12 protein-coding genes and 3 rRNA genes are annotated in these 19,918 nt (G+C 43.0%); 5 read left to right on the forward strand and 10 right to left on the reverse strand.

The features are described from left to right. Positions 1-14: 14 nt before the first annotated feature. The 4 genes from LKM37_08830 to gap form a co-directional block, all read right to left on the reverse strand. Positions 15-1,436, reverse strand: coding sequence for an AAA family ATPase (locus LKM37_08830; protein MCI1721089.1), 1,422 nt, complete (start codon positions 1,434-1,436; stop codon positions 15-17). Next, positions 1,436-2,887 carry a TrkH family potassium uptake protein gene (locus tag LKM37_08835; GenBank protein ID MCI1721090.1) on the reverse strand — a complete coding sequence of 484 codons (1,452 nt, stop codon included), beginning with the start codon at positions 2,885-2,887 and terminating at the stop codon, positions 1,436-1,438. The genes LKM37_08830 and LKM37_08835 overlap by 1 nt, the downstream gene beginning before the upstream one ends. Next, entirely contained in the window at positions 2,884-3,687 is an 804-nt protein-coding gene (locus LKM37_08840; protein MCI1721091.1) for a hypothetical protein, read from the reverse strand. The genes LKM37_08835 and LKM37_08840 overlap by 4 nt, the downstream gene beginning before the upstream one ends. Positions 3,688-3,762: 75 nt before the next feature. Beyond that, positions 3,763-4,767, reverse strand: a complete 1,005-nt coding sequence (gene gap / locus LKM37_08845) for a type I glyceraldehyde-3-phosphate dehydrogenase (GenBank protein ID MCI1721092.1) — start codon at positions 4,765-4,767, stop codon at positions 3,763-3,765. Between the two features lie 155 nt (positions 4,768-4,922). On the opposite strand from gap, the gene surE reads away from it, so the two are divergent. From surE to LKM37_08865, 4 genes are all read left to right on the forward strand, one after another. Beyond that, complete coding sequence (surE, locus tag LKM37_08850) at positions 4,923-5,717, forward strand: 5'/3'-nucleotidase SurE (GenBank protein MCI1721093.1); 795 nt, start codon at positions 4,923-4,925, stop codon at positions 5,715-5,717. Between the two features lie 63 nt (positions 5,718-5,780). Beyond that, positions 5,781-7,040, forward strand: coding sequence for a lipid-A-disaccharide synthase (locus LKM37_08855; GenBank protein MCI1721094.1), 1,260 nt, complete (start codon positions 5,781-5,783; stop codon positions 7,038-7,040). Position 7,041: 1 nt separating this feature from the next. After that, entirely contained in the window at positions 7,042-7,968 is a 927-nt protein-coding gene (gene dapF, locus LKM37_08860; protein ID MCI1721095.1) for a diaminopimelate epimerase, read from the forward strand. A 78-nt stretch (positions 7,969-8,046) separates the two neighbouring features. After that, positions 8,047-8,709: a nitroreductase family protein gene (locus LKM37_08865; protein MCI1721096.1), complete on the forward strand. Its 663-nt coding sequence runs from the start codon at positions 8,047-8,049 to the stop codon at positions 8,707-8,709. A 53-nt stretch (positions 8,710-8,762) separates the two neighbouring features. Here LKM37_08865 and LKM37_08870 read toward each other — a convergent pair whose 3' ends face one another. The 3 genes from LKM37_08870 to LKM37_08880 form a co-directional block, all read right to left on the reverse strand. After that, the gene (locus LKM37_08870) at positions 8,763-9,431 is read right to left on the reverse strand and encodes a YggS family pyridoxal phosphate-dependent enzyme (protein MCI1721097.1); all 669 of its coding nucleotides are present in this window, start codon (positions 9,429-9,431) and stop codon (positions 8,763-8,765) included. Between the two features lie 64 nt (positions 9,432-9,495). After that, positions 9,496-11,427 (reverse strand): membrane protein insertase YidC, encoded by a 1,932-nt coding sequence (yidC, locus tag LKM37_08875; protein ID MCI1721098.1) that lies wholly within the window; start codon positions 11,425-11,427, stop codon positions 9,496-9,498. 45 nt (positions 11,428-11,472) lie between these two features. Then, on the reverse strand, positions 11,473-13,380 hold the full coding sequence (locus tag LKM37_08880; protein ID MCI1721099.1) for a DUF349 domain-containing protein: 1,908 nt from the start codon (positions 13,378-13,380) through the stop codon (positions 11,473-11,475). A gap of 106 nt (positions 13,381-13,486) precedes the next feature. Here LKM37_08880 and trmD point away from each other — a divergent pair, with 106 nt between their 5' ends. Then, positions 13,487-14,203 carry a tRNA (guanosine(37)-N1)-methyltransferase TrmD gene (trmD, locus tag LKM37_08885; GenBank protein ID MCI1721100.1) on the forward strand — a complete coding sequence of 239 codons (717 nt, stop codon included), beginning with the start codon at positions 13,487-13,489 and terminating at the stop codon, positions 14,201-14,203. Positions 14,204-14,577: 374 nt separating this feature from the next. Here trmD and rrf read toward each other — a convergent pair. From rrf to LKM37_08900, 3 genes are all read right to left on the reverse strand, one after another. Next, positions 14,578-14,690: ribosomal RNA gene (gene rrf, locus LKM37_08890) — 5S ribosomal RNA — on the reverse strand. 86 nt (positions 14,691-14,776) lie between these two features. Then, a 23S ribosomal RNA gene (locus LKM37_08895) occupies positions 14,777-17,669 on the reverse strand. Between the two features lie 302 nt (positions 17,670-17,971). Next, a 16S ribosomal RNA gene (locus tag LKM37_08900) occupies positions 17,972-19,503 on the reverse strand. Together the 16S, 23S and 5S rRNA genes form the textbook arrangement of a ribosomal RNA operon. Positions 19,504-19,918 lie beyond the last annotated feature (415 nt).

Raw genomic sequence — 19,918 nt, forward strand, 5'->3', positions numbered from 1 at the left:
TAAAATTCAGGACCCTATTTTTCTATGAACTTATCTGCGAAGTTAACCAAATAAACTTTCTCAACAGCACGCGTTATTGCTGTATACAGCCACTTTTTGTCATCAAGCGTAATATCATCTCTCCACAACACATTATCTATGAACACACAGCGCCATTGTCCGCCCTGGGACTTATGGCCTGTAATTGCGGTAGAATATTTTACTTGCAGCGCGTTAAAGAAAGGATCTTCTCTTACTGCGGAATTTCTTTTTCTTTTATTCTCGATAGATGAATAATCTTCATATACAGCGTGATACAGCTCTCTTTGCTGGTCAGGACCAAGAGCTGCGGAGGTAGATGTAAGCGTATCCAAAATTATTTTTGCGTTTACCTCAGCCTTGTTGTAGTCCGGGAACATTAAAGTCGCATTTGCAAAATGCAGATTGTAGCGCTCAGTATAATTGGAAATTTTTATAAGTTCAGCAACATCTCCATTTGCAATAAAATCCAAATCTTTAGACTGATTCTCAAACTGATAGCAATTCTTTACAATCATCAGCTTATCTCCCCTGGAGAGCTGCTCTTCTCTGTAAAGCACCTGTGCGCGAATACCCAAATTATACTTGTTTGCGCGCGCATTAGAACGGCACAGAACAACAACATCATCCATTCCGTACTTATCAATTGAATCTGAAATTTTCTCTATCAGACGGTCGCCGGTAATCTTCTCAATATCTGTAAATTTCTTAAGGCAAAATTTTGGAGCATCTAAATTCTCGCTCTCAATGTCATTTCTGAGCAAAGTTGCATTATATAAAATGCCGCTTTCATGCGCCTGTCTCACAACGCTTGTAAGATGGGCGGACCTAATATTATGCGTATATCTATAAAGATAATCTAAATCAAGGGCTGGACTTTTCTCCAGTCCCACAGGGGGAAGTTGCGCAGGATCTCCGGTGAGTACCAATCTATTGGAAGTATCATTTCGCACGTAAGTTATTAAATCAGACAATACATTTCCTGTACCAAATATGGAACCGTTTTCACTCTGTGCAGAAAGAAGAGATACTTCATCCACTATAAATACAGTCTCTTTATTTTTATTAAAGTCCAGGGAAAAAAGCCCCAGTCCATCTGCCAGAGACTTTTGTCTATATATCTGTTTATGAATAGTTTTAGCAACTTCTCCCGTAAAATTTGATAACACCTTTGCAGCCCTGCCGGTAGGGGCAAGAAGTACATATTTATATCCGTACTCCTTTAAAACGCCAATAAAGGAAGCAAGGGCAGATGTCTTACCGGTACCTGCATATCCGCTTATCACCATCATCCATTCCTTCTCAGGATCAGCTGAAAGAAACGCCGACATCTGATCAAACAAATTCTTCTGACATGCGGTAGGCTCAAGTTTGAACCTCTTAATCATCTTGCCTGTTAAATAATTATCAACAGCCATTATTTCCACTTGTAAACGCCGAATATCATCAAAAGAGGATATATCTCAAGACGACCCAGCAACATTTCAAATGTAAGAATGAATTTGCCGAATGCAGGAAATGCAGAATAATTACCAAAAGAACCAAACGTGGCAAGCGTAAGTCCGCAATTCCCCATACTGGTAACAGAGGCGGCAAATGAATCTTGAATATTTACGCCGCAGAATGCCAGAAGCACAGCCACGATAAAAACAATTACAATATAAAATATTATGAAGGCATTAACATCTAAGACAAAATCATCTTCCAACACTCTATTGCCCAATCTGGTTCTAGTCACAGCATTTGTATGAAATTGTTTTCTAAACTGTGCCTTCAAGGAACTTATGAAGACACAAATTCTATCAGCCTTTATACCACCTCCAGTTGAACCGCTGCAAGCCCCTTGAAAAGTAAAATAAAATAGGACAAGAATAGACAAAGCCGGCCATGCGGAAGCATTATCTGTAGCAAACCCGGTACATGATGCGATTGAGGTCAACTGAAAAGCCGCATTTCTTAGGGCGGTAGGAAAACTATGCGCACTTCCCCCTATAAGAAGATTTATTGCTATTATAAAAGAACACACAACCAGCCCAAGAGTATAAAACTTCACAACAGGATTGCGGAAAATTTTAATAGAATGATTTGCAAAAGAAGAATATATCAAACCAAAATGCAGTCCTGATATATACATAAAAATTATTATTATCACTTCAGCGGATGGAGAGTGGTAATAAGATATAGACCCGTTCCTAACGCTAAAACCACCTGTCGCGGCAGTAGACATCGAATTGTTTATCGCATCAAAAAAACTCATATGCGAAAAAAATACAAGACACAGAGTTTCAACTACAATTATCGCAAGATAAACAATCGTTATAACCCGCGCTGTTTTAAATAGTTTAAACTTGTAGTTTTCCTTCGACAAAGCGCTCATTTCAACTTTTGAAAGTTTTACGCTATACGCATCCTTTGCCGTAGGAAGTACTAGTAACATAAAGGCCACTACCCCCAATCCGCCTATAAAATGTGTTGCACTTCTCCAAAACAATAACCCGTGAGGTAAGGCCTCTACATTTACCAGGATAGAGGAACCAGTTGTAGTGTACCCGCTCACACTCTCAAACCACGCATTTATAAGGGAAAATTCGCCACCCCATAGAACATATGGCAACATCCCAAACAAACAAGAAAGAATCCACGCAAAAACCACAACCACAAACCCCTCTTTTATCCCTATATCACCCTGTCTCCTAACAAAAATCAGGGGAAACATTCCGGCAGCCAGCGTAATAACTCCGCTCAAAAAAAGCGGAGAAAATGATGTGTCAAATCCGTAGCACGCAGAGACAAACGCGCTGACGAACATCATCAATGAGTTGAATACCAAAGCAACCCCAATGTTTCTGGAAATAACGCCAAGCCTCATAAAATTGAATTATTCTTCTTATTCAATTGCTTATTCTCTATGATAATATCTTTTACGTTGTCATTCAACTCCTGCATTTCATCATCACTCTCCAAATTTACGGTATAACTTTTTCTAGTCTGCCTATAATGCATGATCCCCTTTGTTATTCTCTCAAGAGGATTTATAAAATAAAAGTTAAGATAATAATTGAAAAGCAACAGAAGGATTATCCCTATGGCAACTGCTACCACGCACGGCATGACACTCCTGTAAAAGCCCTCGCTAAGATTTTTGGAATTTTCAACAAGAGCTCTCTGGGAAAGCTTACTGAGATGCCCTATATAGATTCTCAGTTGCATGTAAACAGGATACAATTTGCCAAAGTACCAATTCCCTCTTTGTTGATAACCAGTATGCCAAACCTGAGGAGCCTCCCTAATTATATGAGCATAAGCAACATATGCATATTTTACTGAATCTGTCATCGCCTTCTCTTCCTTAGTTGTAAACTGACTTCTTATTTCTGACAAAAAACTTACAAATCTTTCATCTTTCTGTATATCAGGCATTTCCGGTAAAACAGCTAGGGAATCAGCCCCCATTTCTTCAAGCAGTTTAAAATTATATTCATCGGTGACCTCCAGCAGCATTCTGGAAGTGTTGATGCTGGCAATATTATCCGTCACCAGTTTGGAAACGGACTTTCTCATGGATACAAACTCAAATATCGCAATTACGCTGGACAGCAACAATATAAAACCCAGCACTACAAAACCAAGATATATTTTCCTCTTAACAAGCATTTCAATATGCGTCAAACGTCGCAAATGTACAAAAAAGGGGCTGACTTTCATCATGACCCCTTTGTTTATTAATAACCGACTAACGAAAAATTACTTGACCTTGCTCATAGCCTTGATAAGGTCCAGAACTTTGTTTGAATATCCCCACTCATTGTCATACCAAGAAACAACTTTCACAAATGTTGGGGCAATCTGAATGCCTGCTTTTGCATCAAAGATAGAAGTTCTTGCATCACCCAGGAAGTCAGAAGAAACAACTGCATCTTCCGTATATCCTAGAATACCTTTCAACTCTCCCTCTGAAGCATCCTTCATGGCCTTGCAAATCTCATCATAAGTGGTTGGCTTAGCCAAGTTTACTGTAAGATCAACAACAGAAACATCCAAGGTTGGAACTCTCATTGACATACCTGTAAGTTTGCCGTTAAGCTCAGGAATAACTTTTCCAACAGCCTTTGCAGCACCTGTAGATGAAGGGATTATGTTGCCGGCAGCAGCACGTCCGCCTCTCCAGTCTTTCTTAGAAGGACCATCAACAGTCTTCTGAGTTGCAGTGCTTGAGTGAACAGTTGTCATCAAACCGTTTACTACTCCAAACTTATCATTAAGAACCTTGGTAATAGGAGCAAGACAGTTTGTAGTACAAGAAGCATTGGATACAATTGGCTGACCTGCATATTTATCTGCGTTTACACCGCAAACAAACATTGGGGTATCATCCTTAGACGGAGCTGACATAACAACTCTCTTTGCACCGGCTTTGATATGAGCCTCTGCCTTCTCTTTAGTCAAGAAAAGACCTGTAGACTCAACAACATATTCAGCACCAACCTCATTCCATTTAAGGTTAGCAGGATCCATTTCTGAAGTAACTCTGATAGAATTTCCATTAACAATTAATTTGCCATCCTTAACCTCAACTGTTCCATTAAAATGGCCATGCATTGTATCATACTTAAGCATGTAAGCCATGTAATCTACATCCAGCAAATCATTGATACCTACAATCTGAATGTCATCTCTTTCCTGTGCGGCTCTGAACACCAAGCGACCAATACGTCCAAAACCGTTAATACCTACTTTAATTTTACTCATAAATATTTGTGTTTTAATTAAATAAATTTCTTTTAATTTCCCGATAGAATAACCTTCAGAACCATCGCCCCTACCCCCTCAAAAACCGTGCAAACTTACAACTTTTTTACACAATTTCACTACCTTTGGGAACTAAAAAGAACAAGGGAACAAAAATGAAGAGCAAAAAGCTTGAGATACTGATAACTAACGACGACGGATACCGTTCAAAGGGATTTAAAACCGCAATAGAAATTTTCTCAAAATATGGCAATGTGACAGCTATTGCACCACGTGACGTTCAGAGCGGAAAATCTGCCGCTTTGACAATGGACGTGCCTCTTTGGCTGAAAAAGATTGCAGAGAAAAAAGCTAGTAACGGAAACACAATACAAATCTACTCATTCACAGGTGCTCCGGTTGATTGCATTAAGATGGCGATGAACAGATTTTTTGATGTTAAACATCTGCCGGATATTTTGATTTCCGGCATAAATCACGGTTCTAATGCCTCCGTAGCAGCTGTTTATTCAGGTACACTGGGAGCGACAAAAGAGGGAACGATATACGGAATTCCATCAATAGGATTATCCATCAATACTCATAAAGCTGATGCCAATTTTGCACCGGTGAAAAAGTACATAGGCGTGATTATGAAGAATTTCTTTGCATGTCCGCCCAAACCTGGTATTTATCTGAACATCAACTTTCCTGACATACCTGTCGGGAAAATAAAGGGAATAAAATTTGCCGAGAGCGGAAACGGAATGTGGCTGGATGAATTGAATTCTTACAAGACACCGCAGGGAAAAGAGTATTTCTGGATTTCAGGGGAGTTCTTTGACAAAGACACTTCCAAAATTGGAGACCATACGATTGTGGAGGAGGGATACATTGCCATTGTGCCTCACAAGGTGAATGACACTGATTATGAGGAGAGAAAGAGATTAATGTCTAAATGGAAATTATAAAAGTTTCCGGCAAATCTAACCGGAATTGCTTAGAATAAACAGGATAGTCATAAACCATATATTGTGAAATATTACATCATAGCAGGAGAAGCATCAGGCGATTTGCACGGCTCAAATCTGATAAAAGGATTAAAGCAGGCGGAGCCGGATTGTGAAATCAGATGCTGGGGCGGAGACTTAATGCAAGCTGCAGGAGGTTCATTGGTAAGGCATTATAAGGATACTGCAATTATGGGATTCCTGGAAGTTTTGTTAAACCTGCGCAAAATTTTACGCAACATAGCCTTCTGCAAGGAGGACATTCTAAAATGGAATCCGGATGTTGTTATACTAATAGACTATCCCGGCTTTAATTTTAAAATCGCAAAATTTGCTCATAATCATGGTTTTACAGTCTTCTATTATATTGCTCCAAAGATATGGGCATGGAAAGAGAGTCGCGGGAAACACCTGCAGCGCTATGTAGATAAGCTTTTTATCATCTTCCCGTTTGAGATAGAATACTTTAAAAAGAGATGGAACATTGATGCCGTATACCGCGGCAATCCTCTGCTGGACAGCATTGATAATTACCGCTTCATAAATGAAAGCAAAGAGGATTTCTGCAAGCGCATAAACGATTCATCCATTGCGAAATCTGAAGCCATACGTAAAAATGCACAAACATACGATAATGAAGATATAACTGCACCTCTTTTGTTATCAGCATCTTGCAAGTACATTGCACTTTTGGCCGGCAGCCGCAAAATTGAGATTGCATACCTGCTTCCGAGAATGCTGGAAGTGATTGGGAGATACCCCTCCTGCAAATTTTTGCTTGCTGCGGCACCATCAACATCAATGGATTTTTACAATTCAATAATAGATAAATTTAATCTTAAGCATCCCGACAGGGCCGTTACAAAAGAGAGAATGATTATCCTATCAGGAGAAACATACTCCATACTCAAACATTCTGATGCCGCTATAATCAATTCAGGTACAGCAAGTTTGGAAACAGCAATAATTGGAACTCCCCAAGTTGTATGCTACGGGTCCAGCGAGATTACATATCAAATAGCAAAACATCTTGTTAAACTTCATTACATAAGTTTGGCAAATCTTATTTTGGACAAGCAAATTTTCAAAGAGCTAATTCAGCATACATGCACGCCTGAGCTGATTTCAAAAGAATTGGACAAGCTGCTGAATGATGCAAATTATATAGAACAAATGAAGAGAGACTATGCGGAAGTCCGCAGAGTTCTGGGAGGAGGAGGTGCCTCAAAGGCTGTTGCAGAGGCTATTATAGAGAATGCAAAACAGATTTTAAATAAAAATTAGAATGAAAATTGATGCATATAAATACCAGGGAGCTGGCAATGATTTTGTAATTTTAGATAACCGCTCCGGAAAATATAAGCTTACTGCCAGACAAATTAACCTATTGTGCGACAGACGTTTTGGAATAGGAGCAGATGGTCTGATGCTGCTTGGCAAAAGCAAAAAATATGATTTTTCCATGCGTTATTTTAATGCTGACGGCAAAGAGGGAACTATGTGCGGGAACGGCGGAAGATGCTTGAGCGCCTTTGCGGCTCAGGTTGGAGTGAAGGGCAAGATGGTAAAAAACACTGCGTGCATGGGAGAAAAGAATGTTTATGACCGCAATATTCAATCATTTGAGTTTGAGGCTATTGACGGATATCACAAATCTCAGATTTTAAAGAATGCGTTTGCACAAAAGAGAAAATCCGCTTCCGCAAAAAAAACAGAAAAGACTTCTAAAGAGTGCATTGTAAAACTTAAAATGAAAGACGTGGATGAATGCAAAAAATACTCATCATCCGCATATTTCCTGGATACTGGTTCCGCTCACTATGTAGAGTTTGTAAAAGATGTTAAAAACTACCCTGTCGCCGAGAAAGGAAAATATTGGAGGTGGCATAAAGATTTTAAGGGTGGCACAAATGCTAATTTTGTCTCAGGAACTGCAAGCGGATTGTTTGTAAGGACTTATGAAAGAGGCGTAGAGGCTGAGACATACGCGTGCGGTACAGGCATAACAGCCAGCTGCATAGCCGCTTACACAGACGGATGCAAAAGATATGTATTTTGCAAGAAGACTCCTTCCGGCAACAATGTTAAATTTAACGCAGAGGCTCTTGGCGGAAAATTATCCGTTGAATTTCTGGAGAAGAATGGAAAATTTACGGAAGTTTATCTGACAGGTCCAGCCACATTTGTATTTGAATGTGAAGTTGAGATATAATTGATATAAACATCTTTATACATCATTTGATATAAACATCTTTATACATCATTTTTAACAAGCATATTTTTTATCGTAATGGCAGACAATTATCTAGAGAAAAAATTTGAAGAGATGCAAAGCGGCAAAAAGAAAAAAAGCGCCGCAAAGAAAACGCATATCTCGTTAGATTCTTTGCTGCTAAAAAATCGCAGCTGCCGCGGATACGATTCCAGTTACAAAGTATCTGATAATGAGCTGCTAAACATAATTGATATTAACACAAAAATTCCATCCGCCCGTAATCAGCAGATACTAAGATTTAAAATTGCAACCAAGCTCAACGCACAGACATCAAATGATGTGGACTTCATTACAAACAACATAAAACTTGCAGGCGCACTTCCGGAACTCCATCTGCCATTTAAGGGGACTGAACCAAATGCCTACATTATAGTTTATTCCACTGTTCCTGAGGGCAAATGGGTATATGTAGATTTAGGAATTTCTGCGCAGAGCATGTTGCTAAAGGCAGTTGATATGGGACTTAATGGCATCTGCATCGGAGCATTTAATAAGGAGGCCATATCTGAACATTTTAAGGTCAAGGAAAACCTTACGCCTCTGATGGTTATAGCAATTGGCAAGAGCATTGAAAAATTTCAGCTGCTGCCAATATCAGAAGAAGAAAATCACAATTATTTCCGGGAGAATGGAGTACACTTTATCCCCAAAGTAAAGCTTTCAGATTTAATAGTATAGTATAATACTCCCTGATTTTAATACTCAAGTATTCTTTGATTAATACTCTCTGATTAATACTCTCTGGGACCAAAAATTTTGGTACCGATGCGGACGAGCGTGCTGCCGTTGGCAATTGCAATCTTGTAATCTTCCGTCATGCCCATTGATATCTCCCTGAAGTTTGGAGCAAGCTCAGGATGAGATTGTTGCATTTGATGAAAGAACGTTGAAAGGTGGGTAAATTCACGTTTGATTTCCTCCTGGTCATCAGTAAAAGTAGCCATTCCCATCACTCCGCAAATGATCGTGCTTTTCAATGGGGCAGCTTTTATTTTATCCAGCAAAGCGGAAACTTCCTCATCGGAAAAACCCTGCTTAGTCTGTTCTTTTGCAATAAATATTTCCAAGAGACAATTAGCAGCAAGATTATTGCGCTCAGCGTAACTGTCTATCTCATAAAGCAATTTCTCTGTATCCACAGAGTGGATAAGCTTTACGTACGGAACAACCATTTTGATTTTGTTGCTCTGCAGGTGCCCTATAAAATGCCATTCAATATCTGTCGGGAGCTCCTTTACTTTTTCAGCAAGTTCCTGCGGCCTGCTCTCTCCAAAAACTCTCTGGCCCGCATTATAGGCCTCCATAATTTTATCGGAAGTGTGGAATTTAGAAATTGCCACAAGCCTTGTTGCTTGCGGCAATTCTTTTCTTAATTCTAATATCTCTGATGCTATACTCATAAATCCTTCTCCGCGCTCCAACGCTACATTATTTTCTAACTGTTAAATCAACCGGCAATGCGCTCTATTTTCTCCTCTTAGCTTGTTCTCTCTGAGCTCTTTCCTGCTCTTTAATCATCTGGTCCAGACGCTCGCGGAACTTAGATTTCTTTTCCGGCTTAGAACTAGAAGATGCCGCCTTTGATTTTAACTGCTCGTAAAGTTTCTTCTCATCAACAAAATACTTGCGGATAATCCACGTTTGAAGTATTGTGATTAAGTTAGTTAACATGTAATAATAGCTCAATCCTGCAGAGAAATTATTACACAAAACCAACATGAAAACTGGCATAAAGTAAAGCTGCATTCCCTTCATTCCAGGCATCTGACTGCTGTCCGGCATTTGGTCCATGTTCATCTTTGAGTAGAAATACATGGAAACGGCCATCAAAAGCGCAAACAAACTTACATGGTTTCCGTACAAAGGAATTGTTGTCCCAAAGTTCCAAATTGAGTCATAACCGCTTAAGTCAGAGGCCCATAGGAATGAGTGCTGACGCAACTCAAATGATACGGGGAAGAAACGGAACATTGCAAACAAAATAGGAATCTGCAACAACATAGGAAGACATCCGCCCATCATGCTCACTCCCGTCTTATGGTAAAGAGCCATAGTCTCCTGCTGCTTCTTCATGGCATCCTCTTTCTTTGGATACTTCTTGTTAATCTTATCTATCTCCGGTTTAAGAACCCTCATCTTTGCAGAAGACATATAAGATTTAAAAGTAAGAGGATATAAAATCAGCTTCAATAAAATGGTCATTATCAAAATGATAATACCATAGCTGGAAATGAACCTCCTTAAGAAATCAAAGAAGTTAATGATTACCACCCTGTTAATCCATCCTATAATATTTTTGCCAAGGAAAATAACTTTCTCAAATCCATAGCCGTAGCTCTTAAGCTCTTTGTACAAGTTTGGACCAAAATAGATATGAAGAGGTATTGTAACATCCTCTCCTCCTGCGTACTCCATCTGCATGTGAGCGCTACAGTCAAACAGGTTTTTCTGAGGATCCTCCTTAGGGAAGAACTTGTATGCAAGGTTTCCTGAAGCAAAGCTGTTGTCCGCCATCATAATAGCGGAGAAGAACTGCTGATGAAATGCAATCCATTGAACTTTTGTAGGAATTTTCTTCTCGCTATCCCCTTTTCTCATTCCCAAATCCTCAACGGATTTATCATTTGGAAACTTGTAATTGACCGTAGAATAATTCTTTTCATTATCATATCCGCGCTCAAACCTGGACACTTTTAAATTCCAGTCCAGCTCCAGCTGGCTTTCATTGCGCGGTACAATTTTATTCATGCCGTGCGCAACAATCTTGTAACCAACAAGATAACTATCGTGAGGCAAAGAATAAACATAATCCAGATAGGCTCCGTCTCTAAAAGGCAGACGGAAAGTTACTGAAGTATCTGTTTGGGCAATCTTTGTGAAATTAAAATTCTCCGTGCTAATTCTCTGATCAGCAAAGAATACCAAAGACATGTGAGAATATTTCTCCTTTACAAGATAGAGCGCGGAACTGTCATAGGTAACATATTTCTTTACCAAAACCTTTTGGACCTGAGCACCCTTTGTTGTGAAGTCTATCTTTAACTTATTGTTTTCCAATGTATATACCTGCTCAACACCCTTTGATGCTCTCTCCAGCAAGGTATCCGTGTATGCAGGCCCTTCTGCAACTTTTGGTGCTACGCCTGCAGAATCTTTTGAAACAGAAGCAATTGCAGATGTATCTTTGGATGTCTGCGCATACATTGAATTTTTAAGAGAGTCCGCAACCCTCAAAGAATCAGCAATTCGGGGATTAGTGCGCGCCTCAATTCTTGCAAGAGAATCCTTCTGCGCAGCCTCTTTCACCTGCTTCTTGTATGTCCATGAATTATACCAGCTAAATCCTATAAGAATAGCTCCAATAAGAACAAAGCCGATTACTGTATTTTTTTGCATTTAGAATATTCTAGAATGGCTTATAAATAAAATTTCAGCGAGGGATTAAAAGTTTTTATCAATCATTTTAATCTTCTCCTCCAGCTGCTTAAGTTCCTCTTTGCCAGCAGCTATCTTCTTCTTAATGTCCTCTTTTATCAAGTCAGCATTTTTGGATTTGGCAAAAAATCCCATATTGTTTTCCAAAGTGGAAATATCAGATTCAACCTTGCGGAATTTAGCAAGAAGTTTCTCTCTCTCAAATCTAATTCCCCTATCACCCTTGCCGGAAGATTTAGCATCCGTAATAAGTCTCTTCAGACGGTTCATCTTTTTCTCCTCATCAGGATCTCTCAAATCTTTAAAATGCAGATTCAGAGCATCATCATATTCTTTTACAATCTCTTCTTTCTCTTTAAAAGGTACAAAGCCAATGCTATTCCATCTTTCCTGGAAACCCCTCAAAGCAGCTATGTTCTCATCTTTGGACTCCTTTGGAGCGTATGCTTTAATCTCCTCTATCAGAGCACGTTTAGCAGTTAAATTCTCCCCAAACTTTTCATCTTCCCCTCCAAAATGTTTTGCCTTTTTATCAAAAAATTCATCGCAAGCAGCCCTAAATCTTTTCCATACAACATCAGACTGTTTTCTTGCAACCGGTCCTACTGACTTCCAAACTTTTTGCAAATTAATAAGCTGGTCTGTAGTCTTCTTCCAATCCTCGCTCTCCATCAGCTTCTCCGCCTCTGCGCAAAGCTCCTCTTTCTTCTTCAGATTCTCCTGCATAACATCCTTAAACTTAGCATAATAATCACGCTTTGCATTGTAGAATTTATCGCATGCAGCTCTAAACCTGTCGTATATTTTCTGATTATCTTTCTTAGAAGCAAAACCTATTGTTTTCCACTTTGCCTGCAGCTCCTCCATTTTCTTGGAGAGCATATTCCACTGATTAGATTCTTCCGGTTTTTCTTCCGCAATCTTCTCAGCACTCTCGCAAAGCTCACTCTTGCCAGCCAGATTTTTCTTCTGCTGCTCTTTTAGATTTTCAAAGTACTCCTGATGCTTTTTGTTTATTTGAGATGTAGCAGCCTTAAATCTTTCCCATATCGGTTCCCTTTGATCTTTTGCAACTGGCCCAAGGTCTTTCCACTCTTCATGCAATTTTTGCAGTTCGTTAAAAGCATTAACTACGTTCTTTGCATTTACCAGATACTCAGCCTTTTTGCAAAGTTCAGTCTTGGCCTCAAGATTTTTCTTAAAGTCTATATCCCTGAACTCATTATTGATTTTAATATAATCATAGAACTTTTCTATTGTATGATTGTAGTTCTCCCACAAGTCTTTTGCTTTCTCCTGAGGAACAGCGCCAAGTGCCTTCCACTTTGCCTGCAAATCTCTGAAAGCAGGGAAAGTATGATTAACATCCTCCGCTTTCTCAAGCAACTTATTTATCTCATCAATAATACCAAGCTTCAATTTAAGATTCTCTTCTTTGCCTTTCTCCTGCTCCTTAGTATAACTTGCTCTCTCTAGTTTATATTTGGCATACAGTTCCTTAAACCCTCTCTCAACCTCTGCAAAAGGATTATTGGAAACAGTCTCTTCTCCTTCTTCAGTCTTTTTAACTTCTCCGGCAGTAGCAGCATCCTCGCTCCCTGGCTGCATAAACATGCCAGACGCAATCTTCTCTTTCTTAAGCACTTTGTAAAAAGAAGCCTTTATTATATCGGCATTCTTATAAAGCTCCTGCTGATCTCCTCTCTCAACCATCTCCTCAAAAAGACGCAATATTTCACTTAAACTTTTTGTTGAATAGTCAACAACTGATCCATCTAGAATCTCATGTGCATTAGCACTCGGTTTCTTCTCAGCATCGGCTTCTTTAACAGGCTGTACATCAGCTGTTTTAGTCTCTGCCTCCTTTACTCCCAAATTCTCCTGCGCATTTAAAGCGGTAGTTTTCTCTTCCATGAAATTGATTTTTTTATTAGTTCATTTATATCCTACAAATATAATTAAAAAAGAGTTATAAAAAGTTGTTTTTAATATCTTTGTAGAGGATTAAAAATTCACAAAAATGGCACTGAGAAAAACAACTGTCGGGAATAAAAAAAGTTCTCTTAGAATTGACATATTAACCGCTGTGCCAGAACTACTTGAAAGCCCATTAAATTTTTCAATAGTAGAGCGCGCAAAGAAAAAAGGATTGGTAAAAATCTTTATCCATAACATAAGAGACTATGCCAAAGGCAAATACAAAAAAGTAGATGACTATAGTTATGGCGGAGATGCCGGCATGGTAATGATGGTAGAGCCTATTTACACGCTTATCACAAAACTTAAGAAGCAGCGCAAATATGATGAAATAATTTATCTTACTCCCGACGGTGAAGTCTTTAATCAGCAGATAGCCAATAAGTTATCACTTGCAAAAAATATCATCCTGCTTTGCGGACACTATAAAGGCATAGATCATCGCATACGTGAGCATCTGATAACCAAAGAGATATCAATAGGAGACTACGTCCTTAGCGGAGGAGAAATTGCGGCGGCAGCAATTGCAGATACAATAATCAGACTGCTGCCAGGCGCTCTATCTGACGAGACATCAGCCCTTTCCGATAGTTTCCAGGATAATCTTTTATCAGCCCCAATCTATACAAGACCGGCAAATTTTAAAGGATGGAAAGTTCCCGATATTCTGTTGTCCGGAGATCATGACAAGATTGCGCAATGGAATGATGAACAGGCTCTTGCGCGTACCAAGAAGCTACGTCCGGATCTGTTGAAGTAATACCCTTCCTGCAAGCCCTCGCTTTATTTTGCGTCACAATCTTGTTTTGCAAGTCATTTGAAAAGTTTCGCTCTGCCTTACTTCTCGCTAATGATTTTCTGAAGAAAATCATTGCTCGTACGAAACGGACTCGCTCAACCTTTTTCAAATGACCTTGCAATAATCAAGGAATTAATAATCTGTCATGTAGTGATAATAAGGCCGTTAGGCCCACGCAGAGCGTGTGCATCTCCGCGGCGCAAGCCGCGTTAATTCCCAAGATTTTGCCGCGCCTTGTGCGGCAAGATAGTGCGTTGACACGAGGGGGGCTTTTTGTCCGCTTGCGGAGAACAAAAAAAAGACCGCCAGAATCGGATGATCCTGACGGTCTTAAAAATTGGCGGCTACCCACTTTCCCACTTGGTATAGCAGTATCATAGGCGCGCGCGGGCTTAACTTCTCTGTTCGGAATGGGAAGAGGTGGATCCCCGCTGCTATTGCCACCACAATATCTTCGCCCGGCCTTTGTCTCCGCCGGCAGGGCGTATGTTGCTGAGAGAGAAACTCCCTGGTAAAGTCTCGTTTCACTGTTTGTATTTGAAGCTCTCGGGCTATTAGTACCGCTCGGCTTTGGCATTGCTGCCTTTACACCTGCGGCCTATCAACGTGGTAGTCTCCCACGGCCCTGTTTGGAAATCTCATCTCGAAGCTAGCTTCGCACTTAGATGCTTTCAGTGCTTATCTAAACCGCACATAGCTACCCGGCAATGCAGCTGGCGCCACAACCGGTACACTGGAGGTGCGTCCATCCCGGTCCTCTCGTACTAAGGACAGGCCTCCTCAAATTTCCAACGCCCACAACAGATAGGGACCGAACTGTCTCACGACGTTCTGAACCCAGCTCGCGTGCCACTTTAATCGGCGAACAGCCGAACCCTTGGAACCTGCTCCAGCCCCAGGATGTGACGAGCCGACATCGAGGTGCCAAACCGCTCCGTCGATTTGAGCTCTTGGGAGCGATCAGCCTGTTATCCCCGGAGTACCTTTTATCCTTTGAGCGATGGCCCACCCACGCGGAACCACCGGATCACTTTGCCCTACTTTCGTACCTGTTCGACTTGTCGGTCTCACAGTCAAGCCCGCTTTTGCCACTGCACTCTGCGCACGGTTACCATTCGTGCTGAGCGGACCTTGGGAAGCCTCCGTTACTCTTTTGGAGGCGACCACCCCAGTCAAACTACCCACCAAACGGTGTCCCTGTCGCCAGGTTAGATCCCGGATAACCAAAGGGTGGTATTTCAACGGCGACTCCACGAATACTGGCGTACTCGTCTCACGGTCTCCCACCTATCCTACACATCGGTTATCCAAAATCAGCGTTAAGCTGCAGTAAAGGTTCACGGGGTCTTTCCGTCCCGTTGCGGGTAAGCGGCATCTTCACCGCTACTACAATTTCACCGAGCTCATGGCTGAGACAGTGTCCAGATCGTTACACCGTTCGTGCAGGTCGGAACTTACCCGACAAGGAATTTCGCTACCTTAGGACCGTTATAGTTACGGCCGCCGTTTACCGGGGCTTCAATTCAGCGCCTCGCACTTCCATTGCTTTCCGTGCTTACGCCCCCTCTTAACCTTCCGGCACCGGGCAGGTGTCAGGCCTTATGCTTCATCTTTAAATTTTGCAAAGCCATGTGTTTTTGGTAAACAGTCGCCTGGACCATTTCTCTGCGCCCTCTTACGAGGGTCCCCTTATCCCGAAGTTACGGGGTTAATTTGCCGAATTCCTTAGCCATGATTCACTCGAGCACCTGAGGATTCTCTCCTCTCCCACCTGTGTCGGTTTACGGTACGGGCTCTGACAGATTGTATCGCCGAAGATTTTCTCGGGAGTCTGATTACCGCTTCTGTCGGATCGTCCGAAGACTCTCCGTACTGTCGGCTTTCAGCGGCAGTAGCTCTTAACCTCTGCTGTGCCTACGGCCTTCAACCGGCTATTCCGTCAGCCGGCGAGCGTGTCACTACTCCGTCCCTCCTTTGTGTCTGTCACAGGTAATGGATTATTAACCATTTCTCCATCGGCGTCGCCTCTCGGCTTAGCCTTAGGTCCCGACTTACCCTGATCCGATTAACGTTGATCAGGAACCCTTGGGTTTTCGGTGTGCGGGGTTTGCGCCCGCATTATCGTTACTTATGCCTACATCTTCTTTTCCGGACGCTCCAGAAAGTCTCGCGGCTTTCCTTCACGGCCGACCGGAATGCTCCCCTACCGCTCCGCCATTGCTGGCGAAGCCCATAGTTTCGGCAGTGTGTTTGATACCCGATCATCATCCACGCACAGTCCCTCGACTAGTGAGCTGTTACGCACTCTTTAAATGATTAGCTGCTTCCAAGCTAACATCCTAGCTGTCTATGCGACCGCACTTCGTTCTATTAACTTAACACACGTTTGGGGGCCTTAACTGTTGGTCTGGGCTATTTCCCTTTTGCCGCCGGACATTAGCACCCGACGACTCATTCCCGCAGATCGTCTCCACGCATTCGGAGTTTGTCAGAACTTGACAGGCGTTGAAGCCCTCGCATCCTATCAGTGGCTCTACCTCATGCAGACTGCTGCAAGACTGTTCCTAAAAACATTTCGGGGAGTACGAGCTATCTCCCAGTTTGATTGGCCTTTCACTCCTACCCTCAACTCATCCGATCCCTTTTCAACGGAAATCAGTCCGGTCCTCCATCCCCTGTTACGGAAACTTCAACCTGGTCAAGGGTAGATCACAAGGTTTCGCGTCTGCTCCCGGCAACTCGCTCGCCATATGCTGACTCGCTTTCGCTTCGGCTCCGTACCTCACAGTACTTAACCTCGCTGCCGAGAAGCAACTCGTAGGCTCATTATCCAAAAGGCACGCCGTCACCACCTAAGTGGCTCCGACCGCTTGTAAGCGAACGGTTTCAGGTTCTCTTTCACCCCGCTGTTCGCGGTGCTTTTCACCTTTCCTTCGCAGTACTGGTTCCCTATCGGTCTGCCATCCATGTTTAGCCTTGCGGAGTGGTCCCCGCTGCTTCAGACAGGATTCCTCGTGTCCCGCCTTACTCAGGATTCCGCTGGACTCCGGCCTGGCTTCGAGTACGGGGCTGTCACCCGCTGCGGCGCGCCTTTCCAGACGCTTCCTCTCGCTCTGCCTTCGTCGTATCGCGGTCCTTCTACCCCCATGAACGCCTAGACGTCCTGGGTTTGGGCTCTTTCCTTTTCGCTCGCCACTACTCGGGAAATCGATGTTTCTTTCTTTTCCTGCGGATACTGAGATGTTTCAGTTCTCCGCGTGCGCCCACCCTCGCGGGTGTATGATGTCTTCAACATCATGGGTTGTCCCATTCGGAAGCCTGCGGATCAATTCCTGTTTGCAGATCCCCGCAGATTTTCGCAGCTTACCGCGTCCTTCTTCGCTGATGGTAGCCTAGGCATCCTCCATTCGCTCTTTGTAACTTCTTCTTACCTAGTGAATCATTCTCTGATTCTCTACTTGTGAAATCGTAGTCCCATATCAACGGACAGCGCCCATCCCTGGACGCCGACCCTGTACATATAACTCTTGGTCGTACATACTCTCTTAATTAATATCAGACTAATAAATTTCTTTACCTCTTTGTTTCTCTCTCATTACTTCAATGAACTTCCCGGGTCCCCCCGGTGGTCCGGATGTGTGCGGAGCGCGGGCCTCTTGCGGCGAGCGTCCCTCCGGATTATATCTAAAAACAAGCAGTCAAGCGCCTACAGCTACTTCTCAACTCCAAAAAGGAGGTGTTCCAGCCACACCTTCCGGTACGGCTACCTTGTTACGACTTAGCCCCAGTTACCGGTTTTGCCTTAGGTCGATCCTTGCGGTCTCGAACTTCAGGCACTCCCAGCTTCCATGGCTTGACGGGCGGTGTGTACAAGGCCCGGGAACGTATTCACCGCGCCATGGCTGATGCGCGATTACTAGCGAATCCAGCTTCGTGGAGTCGGGTTGCAGACTCCAGTCCGAACTGAGACAGGCTTTCGAGATTGGCTCGGCGTCGCCGCCTCGCTCCCCTCTGTACCTGCCATTGTAACACGTGTGTCGCCCCGGACGTAAGGGCCGTGCTGATTTGACGTCATCCCCCCCTTCCTCACACCTTACGGCGGCAGTCTCGCCAGAGTGCCCACCACTGCGTGATGGCAACTGACGACAAGGGTTGCGCTCGTTATGGCACTTAAGCCTACACCTCACGGCACGAGCTGACGACAACCATGCAGCACCTCGGTACAGACATATTGCTATGCTGCAGAATCTCTCCTGCATTCCTGCACCGTTCGAGCCCGGGTAAGGTTCCTCGCGTATCATCGAATTAAACCACATGTTCCTCCGCTTGTGCGGGCCCCCGTCAATTCCTTTGAGTTTCAACCTTGCGGTCGTACTCCCCAGGTGGACAACTTAACGCTTTCGCTTCGCTACCGATCGGTATATCGCCGACAGCCAGTTGTCATCGTTTACTGTGCGGACTACCAGGGTATCTAATCCTGTTCGATCCCCGCACTTTCGTGCCTCAGTGTCAATCGAGGGTTCGTCAGCTGCTTTCGCAATCGGTGTTCTGTGTAATATCTATGCATTTCACCGCTACACTTCACATTCCGCCAACGGCACCCCTATTCAAGGCCGCCAGTTTCCATGGCACGATCCGCGTTGAGCGCGAACTTTTCACCACGGACTTGACAGCCCACCTACGCACCCTTTAAACCCAATAAATCCGGATAACGCTTGCATCCTCCGTATTACCGCGGCTGCTGGCACGGAGTTAGCCGATGCTTATTCGTACGGTACACTCATCGGGCTACACGTAACCCTTATTGTTCCCGTACAAAAGCGGTTTACAATCCATAGGACCTTCTTCCCGCACGCGGCATGGCTGGATCAGATTTCCATCCATTGTCCAATATTCCTCACTGCTGCCTCCCGTAGGAGTCTGGACCGTGTCTCAGTTCCAGTGTGGGGGACCTCCCTCTCAGGACCCCTAAACATCGTGGTTATGGTGGGCCGTTACCTCACCATCTGACTAATGTTACGCGAACCAATCCGTCACCGCATCGCTGCTTTCTTGAAGATGGGATGTCCCACCCGCAATCTATGCGATATTAGACCACGTTTCCATGGATTATCTCCCTGTGACGGGAATGTTGTTCACGCGTTACGCACCCTTCCGCCGGTCGCCGACATCCGTATTGCTACAGACCGCTGCCCCTCGACTTGCATGTGTTAAGCCTGCCGCTAGCGTTCATCCTGAGCCAGGATCAAACTCTTCATTGTATATGTTTCTATTTTTCTAAGTTGATCTGTAGCTCCTTTCTTATTATAAGAAATTTGACGCTCGAAAATTAAGTGGATCTCGTCAAAGACTCCACCTACCAAACTGTTTAAAGTTTGCTGCTTGTTTCTATGTTTCAACGAACTTTTCCGATCCGCTTTCAGCGAAACGGGCTGCAAAGGTAAACATCTTTTCTTTTCCTGCAAATTTTTTTGGAAAAAAAGTTGATTTTTTTTCAGATCAGACCAAAATCTGGCAACAATCGATCCCAAGCACATCTAGAAGTCACATTATATACATCTAGTATACGTACGGCGGACACTAAAAAAGTTATTAATGTTAAGTTTTTAAACATTGCATGTACACGGTATTAAAAAATTAATACCTTTGTCGCGGATGAAAAATACGGAAAAACAA

Source organism: Bacteroidales bacterium (assembly GCA_022647615.1).
Classification (GTDB): domain Bacteria; phylum Bacteroidota; class Bacteroidia; order Bacteroidales; family UBA932; genus Egerieousia.

Bases quoted from the DNA above. Each gene is read 5' to 3' on its own strand.
- LKM37_08870 (MCI1721097.1), bottom strand. From the start codon at position 9,431: ATGAGTATAGCATCAGAGATATTAGAATTAAGAAAAGAATTGCCGCAA.
- LKM37_08880 (MCI1721099.1), bottom strand. From the start codon at position 13,380: ATGGAAGAGAAAACTACCGCTTTAAATGCGCAGGAGAATTTGGGAGTA.
- gap (MCI1721092.1), bottom strand. From the start codon at position 4,767: ATGAGTAAAATTAAAGTAGGTATTAACGGTTTTGGACGTATTGGTCGC.
- LKM37_08865 (MCI1721096.1), top strand. From the start codon at position 8,047: ATGGCAGACAATTATCTAGAGAAAAAATTTGAAGAGATGCAAAGCGGC.
- trmD (MCI1721100.1), top strand. From the start codon at position 13,487: ATGGCACTGAGAAAAACAACTGTCGGGAATAAAAAAAGTTCTCTTAGA.
- LKM37_08830 (MCI1721089.1), bottom strand. From the start codon at position 1,436: ATGGCTGTTGATAATTATTTAACAGGCAAGATGATTAAGAGGTTCAAA.
- surE (MCI1721093.1), top strand. From the start codon at position 4,923: ATGAAGAGCAAAAAGCTTGAGATACTGATAACTAACGACGACGGATAC.
- dapF (MCI1721095.1), top strand. From the start codon at position 7,042: ATGAAAATTGATGCATATAAATACCAGGGAGCTGGCAATGATTTTGTA.
- LKM37_08835 (MCI1721090.1), bottom strand. From the start codon at position 2,887: ATGAGGCTTGGCGTTATTTCCAGAAACATTGGGGTTGCTTTGGTATTC.
- yidC (MCI1721098.1), bottom strand. From the start codon at position 11,427: ATGCAAAAAAATACAGTAATCGGCTTTGTTCTTATTGGAGCTATTCTT.